Annotated in this window: 14 protein-coding genes and 1 pseudogene; 11 read left to right on the top strand and 4 right to left on the bottom strand. The window is 39.0% G+C overall.

All coding sequences use genetic code 11. From position 1 onward, the window contains the following. Positions 1-16: 16 nt before the first annotated feature. Both H624_RS0100480 and H624_RS12935 read left to right on the top strand, forming a co-directional pair. A pseudogene (locus tag H624_RS0100480) lies at positions 17-1,195 on the top strand (lipid II:glycine glycyltransferase FemX); the annotation flags it as partial. Next, the gene (locus H624_RS12935) at positions 1,089-1,325 is read left to right on the top strand and encodes a hypothetical protein (RefSeq protein WP_370545421.1); all 237 of its coding nucleotides are present in this window, start codon (positions 1,089-1,091) and stop codon (positions 1,323-1,325) included. The pseudogene H624_RS0100480 and the gene H624_RS12935, both read left to right, overlap by 107 nt. Here H624_RS12935 and H624_RS12305 read toward each other — a convergent pair. Genes H624_RS12305 through H624_RS12660 form a run of 4 tightly spaced genes read right to left on the bottom strand, consistent with a single transcriptional unit; the run spans position 1,320 to position 3,263 of the window. Then, entirely contained in the window at positions 1,320-1,595 is a 276-nt protein-coding gene (locus tag H624_RS12305; protein ID WP_084145634.1) for a hypothetical protein, read from the bottom strand. The genes H624_RS12935 and H624_RS12305 overlap by 6 nt on opposite strands. Positions 1,596-1,606: 11 nt before the next feature. After that, positions 1,607-1,924, bottom strand: coding sequence for a membrane stabilizing protein MspA (gene mspA / locus H624_RS0100475; RefSeq protein WP_235678838.1), 318 nt, complete (start codon positions 1,922-1,924; stop codon positions 1,607-1,609). Beyond that, the gene (locus H624_RS0100470) at positions 1,921-3,051 is read right to left on the bottom strand and encodes an MFS transporter (protein WP_240921859.1); all 1,131 of its coding nucleotides are present in this window, start codon (positions 3,049-3,051) and stop codon (positions 1,921-1,923) included. Before H624_RS0100470 ends, mspA begins: the two co-directional genes overlap by 4 nt. A 44-nt stretch (positions 3,052-3,095) precedes the next feature. After that, positions 3,096-3,263, bottom strand: coding sequence for an SE1832 family protein (locus tag H624_RS12660; RefSeq protein ID WP_166627144.1), 168 nt, complete (start codon positions 3,261-3,263; stop codon positions 3,096-3,098). A 209-nt stretch (positions 3,264-3,472) separates the two neighbouring features. Here H624_RS12660 and H624_RS0100460 point away from each other — a divergent pair, with 209 nt between their 5' ends. The 9 genes from H624_RS0100460 to rplV all read left to right on the top strand — a co-directional run bounded on the left by H624_RS0100460 (position 3,473) and on the right by rplV (position 9,277). After that, positions 3,473-4,111 carry a DUF6198 family protein gene (locus tag H624_RS0100460; protein WP_026865810.1) on the top strand — a complete coding sequence of 213 codons (639 nt, stop codon included), beginning with the start codon at positions 3,473-3,475 and terminating at the stop codon, positions 4,109-4,111. A 23-nt stretch (positions 4,112-4,134) separates the two neighbouring features. Continuing rightward, positions 4,135-5,466, top strand: coding sequence for an NCS2 family permease (locus H624_RS0100455; protein ID WP_026865809.1), 1,332 nt, complete (start codon positions 4,135-4,137; stop codon positions 5,464-5,466). Positions 5,467-5,755: 289 nt separating this feature from the next. Continuing rightward, on the top strand, positions 5,756-6,064 hold the full coding sequence (gene rpsJ, locus H624_RS0100450; protein WP_026865808.1) for a 30S ribosomal protein S10: 309 nt from the start codon (positions 5,756-5,758) through the stop codon (positions 6,062-6,064). 22 nt (positions 6,065-6,086) lie between these two features. Further along, complete coding sequence (gene rplC / locus H624_RS0100445) at positions 6,087-6,749, top strand: 50S ribosomal protein L3 (protein WP_026865807.1); 663 nt, start codon at positions 6,087-6,089, stop codon at positions 6,747-6,749. A gap of 21 nt (positions 6,750-6,770) precedes the next feature. Then, positions 6,771-7,391, top strand: coding sequence for a 50S ribosomal protein L4 (gene rplD / locus H624_RS0100440; RefSeq protein WP_026865806.1), 621 nt, complete (start codon positions 6,771-6,773; stop codon positions 7,389-7,391). Beyond that, positions 7,391-7,663, top strand: a complete 273-nt coding sequence (gene rplW / locus H624_RS0100435) for a 50S ribosomal protein L23 (RefSeq protein ID WP_026865805.1) — start codon at positions 7,391-7,393, stop codon at positions 7,661-7,663. The genes rplD and rplW overlap by 1 nt, the downstream gene beginning before the upstream one ends. A gap of 38 nt (positions 7,664-7,701) precedes the next feature. After that, a complete protein-coding gene (rplB, locus tag H624_RS0100430) occupies positions 7,702-8,532 on the top strand; it encodes a 50S ribosomal protein L2 (RefSeq protein WP_026865804.1) in 831 nt (276 codons plus the stop codon). 54 nt (positions 8,533-8,586) lie between these two features. Next, on the top strand, positions 8,587-8,865 hold the full coding sequence (gene rpsS / locus H624_RS0100425) for a 30S ribosomal protein S19 (RefSeq protein ID WP_026865803.1): 279 nt from the start codon (positions 8,587-8,589) through the stop codon (positions 8,863-8,865). Positions 8,866-8,899: 34 nt separating this feature from the next. After that, positions 8,900-9,277, top strand: coding sequence for a 50S ribosomal protein L22 (gene rplV, locus H624_RS0100420; RefSeq protein WP_026865802.1), 378 nt, complete (start codon positions 8,900-8,902; stop codon positions 9,275-9,277). The last annotated feature ends 18 nt before the right edge of the window (positions 9,278-9,295 follow it).

The raw sequence follows: 9,295 nt of genomic DNA, 5'->3' as shown, positions 1-9,295 counted from the left end.
ATGATTGGTGGAGACTATGGTAGAGAAGTTAAATATTACCGATAAAACACACGATGAATTTGTAATGTCACATCCGAATGGTGACCTATTACAGTTAAGCTCATGGGCAGGCACAAAGACATTGACGGGCTGGTATAGTAGAAGGATTGCCGTCGGGCGTGATGGGCAAGTAGAAGGTGTAGGCTTGCTCCTGTTTAAGAAAGTGCCAAAGACCCCATTTACAATGTGTTATGTTTCAAGAGGTTTTGTTTGTGACTACAGAGACAGAGAAGTCCTTGAAGTACTCTTAGCTGAAGCGAAGCGAATTGCTAAGGACGAGAAATCTTATACCATTAAGATTGATCCAGATATCCAAGTAGAGGGTAATGAAGATATTATTGAAAGTTTAGAGACATTAGGATTTAAACATCACGGCTTAACAGATGGTATGAGTAAAAAAGTAATTCAACCAAGAACGACGATGGTCACTGACATAGAAGTAGATGATAAGACACTCTTACAAAGCTTCGAACGTAATAACCGCACCAAGGTTAGAAATGCCTTAAAAGCGGGAACAACTGTTGTTAAAGCAAAACGTGAAGACCTGCCTGACTTTGTGAAGCTTATGAAAGAAACAGGAGATAGGGATGGTTTCTTAACAAGAGATATCACATATTTTGAATCCTTATACGACCACTTAAACCCAGCGGGTCACATGGAATTATTTTTAGTGAAGCTATTACCTCAAGAAGCGATTCTATCAACAGAAGCGGCGATTGAAAAAGTGCATAAGGAAACGTCGAAAGCTAACAAAATAAAAGATGACCAGAAAAGAAATAACCAGCTAGAAAACTTAAACAACCGACTAGAAAAGTTGAATAGCCAACTATCGGATATGAAAGAAATCAGAAGTACGCACCCTGATGGGGTCTTATTATCCGGCGCATTGCTTGCTTTAGCCGGACGAAAAGCCTATTACTTATACGGGGCTTCATCTAATGAGTACCGAGAATACCTACCGAATCACCACATGCAGTGGCACATGATGCAATATGCGAGAGAACATGGTGCTAAAAGCTATGACTTTGGTGGTGTATCAGTATCACCCGATAAGGATGATGAACACTTCGGCTTATGGCAGTTTAAAAAGGTTTGGGGAACAGAAGTATCTGACAAAATCGGAGAATTTGATTATGTCATTAATAAACCTCTTTACACCCTATCCGAATCTATGGTTCCATTATTTCAAAAAGCGAAGATGCAAATCGGAAAAATACTCCGTCGATAATAAAAAGCTGAGCGTGCACCATGATAAGGTGCGCACTCAGCTTTTAGTTATTTTATAAATAGTAAGGTTGCATTATTGCAATATACACAATGAACAAGATAGAAGATATAGAAATAATAATTAATGATAGGGAGAAGTACGAATGTATTTGTCGACTTTCGTTCAAATTAGGTTCAGAGCGAAAGGCTCTAATACCCGTAATGACTGAAAGGGCTGATAAGGTAAACCAAATATAGATATTATAAAAAATAATACCATCATTAATAGAATAATTAATAAAGAATAAGATTTGAATGATTATCAGCAGTATTAAAATAACGCGTCTCATAATTTATCTCCCTAAAGTGTAATTAACATTATAATCAACACAAGTGTCATAGTTAGTGTAAAAGCGTGAATTAAAAATAAGTTCTTTTGATCACCTTGTTTTTCCTTAAAAGCAGTTATTTCTACACTTAAAACAATACAAATCGCTAAGGCAATTGTCAGGTAAATATCACTACCGTCTAAGGACATCGATGTTGTAATGATCATGATTAAAAATGCTAACCCTGAAAATAGGCGTGCAATGTCTAAAGTTTTAGAACGAAAGGTTAGAATTGTTGCCGCGCTGACTACGATGTAGATTAAAACGATGAGTATGGATAAGAGAATCATGCCAGTCTCCTTCTCTTCTTATAATATTGAAAAATAAAGTGTGTTGAGAATATTGTCATTAAAGCACCGAAGTAGAATGGTATTCCTGGTGTGAATAGGAATAGTGCATTAAACACAAGAGGGCCACAAATTCTTCCTAAACTATCTAAAGAGTAGGTCGTTGCAGTCACTCTACCCATATCATCTTGAGATGCTTCTTTTGTGATCAATGACGTCATCAATGTTTTAACAAGGGCATTGCCTGTCATTAATAAGACAATGCAAATTCCCGCGTAAACTAGGCCAGTCATGAATGGCAACATTATAAATGCGACTACTGCCATGACTTGACCGATTACCATCGGCATTTTTTCGTCGCCGTCTTTAATCCTTCTAATAAATACACCTTGAGTTAGGGCGTTAAATATACCCCCGATGAAAAACAGGACACCCATCTCTGTCGGTGTAATATTTATTCTTTCTTGACCAAGTAGTTGGAAGGTACTCTCCATTCCGCTCATGAAGAACATAACGAAAAATGTGCCGACCAAAAGAATACCAATGGGTTGAGTAAAGTAATCAATCGTGAGACCGATTTTCTTAGGTGCCACATTAGTTTGTCTTTTATATGTCTCAGGTACTTTAATCAAGCTAAATACTAGGGCGCCAAGTATAACCACTGTCGTCATATAGTAAGTGAAACTCAAACTAATGCCTGCTAATAAGCCGCCAACCCCAGGACCAAAGATAAAGCCAAAGCCGATGCACATACCGATTAAGCCCATGTATTTCGTACGTTCTTCTCTTGTTGTAATGTCTGCTACCATACTGGTCGTCGCAGTGTATAACGCCCCTGAAGCGGCACCACCGATAATTCTACTTATATATAAAATAGGTAAGTTGTCGATGAACAACCCAAATATTAAGAAGCTAAATGCAAATGTAGATAAGCCGCCAATTAATAATGGACGTCGACCTATTTTATCCGATAAGCGGCCGAAAAAAGGTGCAGATAAGAAGCTCGCCAAGGAATATATGGCAAGCAAGAGTCCCATATGTAAAGTGCTGACACCAAGTTGGTTAACGAGTTCCGGTATAACAGGGATGATCATACTAAAGCCGAAGTAAATCAAAAATTGTATAATCATAATGACGGATATCAATTGTTTCATCTATATACACGCATCCTGACTTATTGATTTTTAATAGCTTGTCTTACTTCTTTTATTTCTTTTTCAAGTGCAGCAAGTCGGTCGGTCATTTTTTTAGTCGGATGACCTGTAGATTCAATTTTTTCTAGGTCACCTTGTAAATGTACGTACTCATACTTGAGCTCTTGTAACTTACTTTCTAAGTCCATTTTACCACCACCTAAACTTAACTCATATCATATCATAATAATAATTACTTGAATGTGAAGAGAAATCAAAAATAACATTTTAACAAACAATAAAACGTTTTTATTGATAAATGTACGGATTTTCATGGATTTTTCTGTAATGAGGTGTATAATATATATGTATTTAACGGGAAGCTTAAAGAATAACTTGGAATATTAGGAGTGGTAACTTGTCCGAAAGCTTTATAAAACGTTGCTTGTTTTATTTCGTGGGACTGTTGATTATGTCCCTGGGCGTTGCCCTACAAGTTAAGGGTTTTGTGATGGGTTTATCACCCTGGGATGTATTACATTTTGGGCTCTGGCAGTCACTCGGCCTCACCTTTGGATCATGGTCAGTTATTGTCGGGATCGCCATCGTGATTACCACATCAATTTTGGTTAGGAAATTACCAAAAGGTGGTGTCTATGTCAACTTAGTGGTTATGGGAGCATTTATTGATTTCTTTGTTTGGCTCTTACCTGATGTGGCTTCATGGCCAGTTCAAGCAGTCTACTTTACTCTCGGGGTTTTTGTCGCTTCATTCGGCACTGCTTTTTACATTACGCCGAACCTTGGAGCTGGTCCTAGGGACTCATTGATGATGATACTCGTGTGGAAATTTAATTTGAGAATGGACCGAGCGAGATTCTTAATAGAATTAGTCGTTGCGATTATCGGTTTACTTTTGGGTGGTCCAGTATTTATAGGTACGATTTTAATCGTCTTGTTTTACGGTAAGTTAATCAATATGTTTTTCCCATATACAAGAGAGATGCTCATACGATTCATCGGATATAATGATCCGAAAATCTTGCAATTAAAATAATCTATAATGGATTGGAGTCAGTTATGAAAAAGTTTTTTATGTTTGATGAGCTAGGCACAAACTTTAAGAAAGAAATAATCGGAGGGCTAACGACCTTCCTTTCAATGGCTTATGTCTTAGCAGTCAATCCTTCGATCCTTTCTCTTCAGGGTGTTGAAGGTGTACCGGATGACATGAAGATGGATATTAATGCGGTCTTTGTTGCCACTTGTTTAGCAGCCTTTGTCGGTTGCTTATTCATGGGGATTATTGCGAAATATCCAATCGCACTTGCACCGGGGATGGGACTGAACGCATTCTTCGCCTTTACAGTAGTCTTAACAATGGGCATTCCTTGGCAAACTGCCTTGACGGGAGTTTTATTCTCAGGATTGATCTTTGTAATTTTAACTTTAACCGGGCTGAGAGAATACATAATTAACTCTATTCCGATGGAGATGAAGATGGCTGTTTCCGCGGGGATTGGATTCTTCATAACATTCGTTGGTCTTCAGTCATCCGGAATTATTGCGAATGACGATGCAACTTTAATTAGTTTAGGTAATATACAGGATGGTGGGGTCATCCTCACTTTTGTTGGTCTAGTGATTACAGTTATACTTATGACAAAGAAAGTGCCTGCAGCAATATTTTTCGGTATGATTGTTACAGCGATCATCGGTGTTATAGTAGGAATTGTTCCAATGCCTAATGCAATTGTCGGTTCAGTACCAAGTGTGGCACCGACATTTGGTGCAGCTTTTGAAGGCTTTATGAATTTAGACTCAATATTAAACGTTCAATTTCTAATTGTCGTTTTAACGTTTCTATTTGTTGATTTCTTCGATACAGCAGGCACACTTGTTGGAGTCGCTTCACAAGCTAACCTAATTAAAGACAATAAGTTGCCACGTGCTTCAAAAGCTCTACTAGCAGATGCCTTTGCGACGATTACTGGCGCAGTATTTGGGACATCGACGACAACATCTTATGTTGAGTCAACAGCAGGTGTTGCAGCCGGAGCGAGAAGTGGATTTGCAGCAGTCGTGACAGGTGTGCTATTCTTAGCAGCGATATTCTTCTCACCGCTCATCGTTACTTTCACATCGGAAGTCACTGCACCTGCACTTATAATAGTAGGAATATTAATGGCTTCTAACTTATCTAAAATTAGCTGGGGACGTTTTGAACTTGCGGTACCTGCCTTTCTAACTGTCTTCATGATGCCGTTAACCTATAGTATAGCGACAGGTATTGCGGTTGGTTTTATCTTCTACCCAATTACGATGATTATGGCAGGTAGACGTAAAGAGATTGACCCGATTATGTATGGACTTTTCGTGGTATTCATACTGTACTTTGTCTTTATAAACTAGAACTAATAGTACTTACTATAGAAGAAAAGATATAATTAATTAAAATAGCGAAGAAATCTCTAGAATACTATTGATTTCTTCGCTATTTTGCTGTATTATATCTAACGTTGGACTTGAGTGGACACCAATGTGTCCTTTATAAGTGAAGTGCTGATTTCATGCACATCACACATCGATGACGCGAGAGGTTACTGACACACCCGGCCGCATTGCCATGGCTGATGCGTGAGAAAATTTTCGCTGAGATAGTCTACCATAATAGGATGACGACCATAAGGAGGTATAAATAATGGCAAAACAAAAAATTCGTATTCGTTTGAAAGCGTACGATCACAGAGTGCTGGATCAATCAGCAGAAAAAATCGTAGAAACGGCTAAACGTTCAGGTGCAGATGTATCAGGACCAATTCCGTTACCAACTGAAAGAACTGTTTACACGATTATCCGTGCGGTACACAAGTACAAAGATTCTCGTGAACAATTCGAGCAACGTACACACAAACGTCTTATCGACATTTTAAACCCTACACCAAAAACAGTTGATGCTCTGATGGGCTTAAACTTACCATCAGGTGTAGACATCGAAATCAAGTTATAAATTATAGGAGGTGCGACTTTCGATGACCAAAGGAATCTTAGGTAGAAAAATTGGGATGACTCAAGTTTTCGGTGAAAACGGAGAATTAATCCCTGTAACAGTAGTAGAAGCTGCTGGTAACGTAGTAGTTCAGAAGAAAACAGAAGAAACAGACGGTTATAACGCGATTCAAATCGGTTTTGATGACAAACGCGAATATAACGCGAAAGCAAGAAGTAACAAGTATGCAAACAAAGCAGAAGCAGGCCACGCTAAAGCATCAGGTGCTGCTCCTAAGCGCTTCGTACGTGAATTCAAGAACTTAAACGTAGACGAATTCAACGTAGGTCAAGAAGTCACTGTTGATACATTTGAGACAGGTGATTTTGTAGACGTGACGGGAACTTCTAAAGGTAAAGGTTTCCAAGGTTCTATTAAACGTCACGGCTTTGCACGCGGACCAATGAGCCACGGTTCACGCTACCACAGAAAATCAGGTGCTATGGCGATGGCTGCGAGCCCGTCAAGAGTATTTAAAGGTAAAAAATTACCTGGACAAACTGGTGGTAAAACAATCACAATGCAAAATCTTGAGATTGTACGCGTTGACGCTGACAAAAACGTTATTCTTATCAAAGGTAACGTACCTGGCCCTAGAAAGAGCTTTGTAAAAATCTCATCATCAATTAAAAAAGGTAATAAGTAATAAGGAAGGGAGGATAAACACATGGCAATCGATGTTTTATCAAAAGAAGGAACTAAAGTGAGTTCTATTGAATTAAACCAAGACATTTTTGGTATTGAGCCAAACCAACACGTACTTTTTGAAGCAGTTAACTTACAAAGAGCTTCATTAAGACAAGGTAATCATGCTGTAAAAAACCGCTCTGCAGTTCGCGGTGGTGGTAAAAAACCATTTAGACAAAAAGGTACTGGTAATGCACGTCAAGGTACAATCCGTGCGCCACAATTCCGTGGTGGTGGTGTAGTATTCGGACCAACTAAAAGATCGTATGGTTACAGCATGCCTAAGAAAATGAGAAAACTTGCACTTCGTTCAGCACTTTCAGCTAAAGTGAATGAAGAAGTATTCCAAGTGGTAGATAGCCTAGCAATGGAAGCGCCAAAAACTAAAGAATTCGTAAAAGTTCTTGAAAACCTTGGTGCTGCTAAGAAAGTACTTCTAGTACTTGATACTAAAGACGAAGTTGTTGAAAAATCAGCACGTAACATCCCTGGTGTTAAAGTGTTAACTCCAGCTAGTCTTAACGTACTAGATATCCTATCTGCTAACCATGTGATTTTCACTGAAGGAGCAATCAAAAAAGCAGAGGAGGTACTTGTATAATGGATGCACGCGACATTATCAAGCGCCCAGTAATTACTGAGCGTTCTGCTGACTTAATGTCAGAAGACAAATACACATTTGATGTAGACGTCAGAGCGAACAAAACACAAGTTAAACACGCGATCGAAGAAATCTTCGATGTAACAGTAGATAAAGTTAACATTATGAATGTTAAACCTAAGAAAAAACGTATGGGCCGTTACGAAGGCTATACAAACAGAAGAAGAAAAGCGATTGTAAAACTTAAAGAAGGTTCAATCGAAATCTTCTAATAAATATAAACACATACCATTAAGGAGGTATAACGAGGATGGCAATTAAAAAATATAAGCCTACCACGAATGGTCGTCGTAATATGACTGGTTTAGATTTCGCTGAAATCACTTCAACGACTCCTGAACGTTCATTATTACAGCCGCTTCCGAAAAAAGCGGGACGCAACAACCAAGGTAAAATCACAGTGCGTCACCAAGCAGGCGGACACAAACGTCATTATAGAATTATTGACTTCAAACGTAATAAAGATGGAATTCCTGCAAAAGTTAAAACGATAGAGTACGATCCAAACCGTTCAGCTAACATTGCGTTAGTTGCTTATGCAGATGGTGAAAAGAGATACATTCTTGCACCAAAAGGACTTAAAGTTGGTACTGAACTTATGAGTGGTGCTGATGCGGATATTAAAGTAGGTAACACATTAGTACTTTCTGATATCCCAATGGGTACTACAATTCACAACATTGAACTTAAACCAGGTGCCGGCGGTCAAATCGCTCGCTCTGCAGGTGCAAGTGCACAGTTACTAGGTAAAGAAGGTAAATATGCACTAGTTAAATTAACTTCAGGTGAAGTACGTATGATCTTACTTGATTGCCGTGCAACAATCGGTCAAGTTGGTAACGAGCAACACGAACTTGTTAACGTTGGTAAAGCCGGACGTTCTAGATGGAAAGGTAAACGCCCTACAGTACGTGGTTCTGTAATGAACCCTAACGATCACCCACACGGTGGTGGTGAAGGTAGAGCACCAATCGGTCGTCCATCTCCAGTTTCACCTTGGGGTAAACCTACGCTTGGTAAGAAAACTCGTAAAGGTAAGAACCGTTCTAACAAATTAATCGTTAGAGGACGTAAAAAATAAATGAGTTAAGTGTGCGGATTTACTCCGCACGCATTATTGGAAGGAGGCGCCTACATGGCACGCAGTCTTAAAAAAGGACCTTTCGTCGACCAACACCTTATGAACAAGGTTGAGGCTCAAAACGAAGGTAACAAAAAAAGTGTAATTAAAACATGGTCACGCCGTTCAACAGTATTCCCGAACTTTATCGGACATACAATTGCAGTATACGACGGACGTAAACATGTACCTGTGTACATCACAGAAGATATGGTTGGCCACAAACTTGGTGAATTCGCACCAACAAGAACGTTTAAAGGTCACGCAGCTGACGACAAGAAAACAAGAAGATAAACACTAACCATATGCGGTAAAGGAGGAAAGACTCATGCAATCAAAAGCTGTTGCTAGAACTGTGAGAATCGCACCACGTAAAGTACGTCTTATTGCTGACTTAGTAAGAGGTAAAGAAGTTGGAGAAGCGATCTCAATCTTAAAACTTACAAACAAGAGATCTTCACCGGTAGTGGAGAAATTAGTTAAATCTGCAGTTGCTAACGCAGAACATAACTACGATATGGATATCGATAACTTGTATATTTCTGAAATCTTTGCAGATGAAGGACCAACGCTTAAAAGATTCCGTCCACGTGCTCAAGGCCGTGCTTCTAAGATCAACAAGCGCACTAGTCATATCACTGTAGTTGTAAAAGAATATGCTGATGAAGTAGATACTGAAGAAAATCAAGAAGTAGAGAACGCTTAATAATATAAGGAGGTAATT

The sequence above is a fragment of the Jeotgalicoccus marinus DSM 19772 genome (assembly GCF_000425825.1).
In the GTDB taxonomy this organism is placed as follows: Bacteria; Bacillota; Bacilli; order Staphylococcales; family Salinicoccaceae; genus Jeotgalicoccus; species Jeotgalicoccus marinus.
The sequence above is the reverse complement of the archived record's forward strand: the minus strand, read 5'-3'. Positions and strand labels throughout refer to the sequence as shown.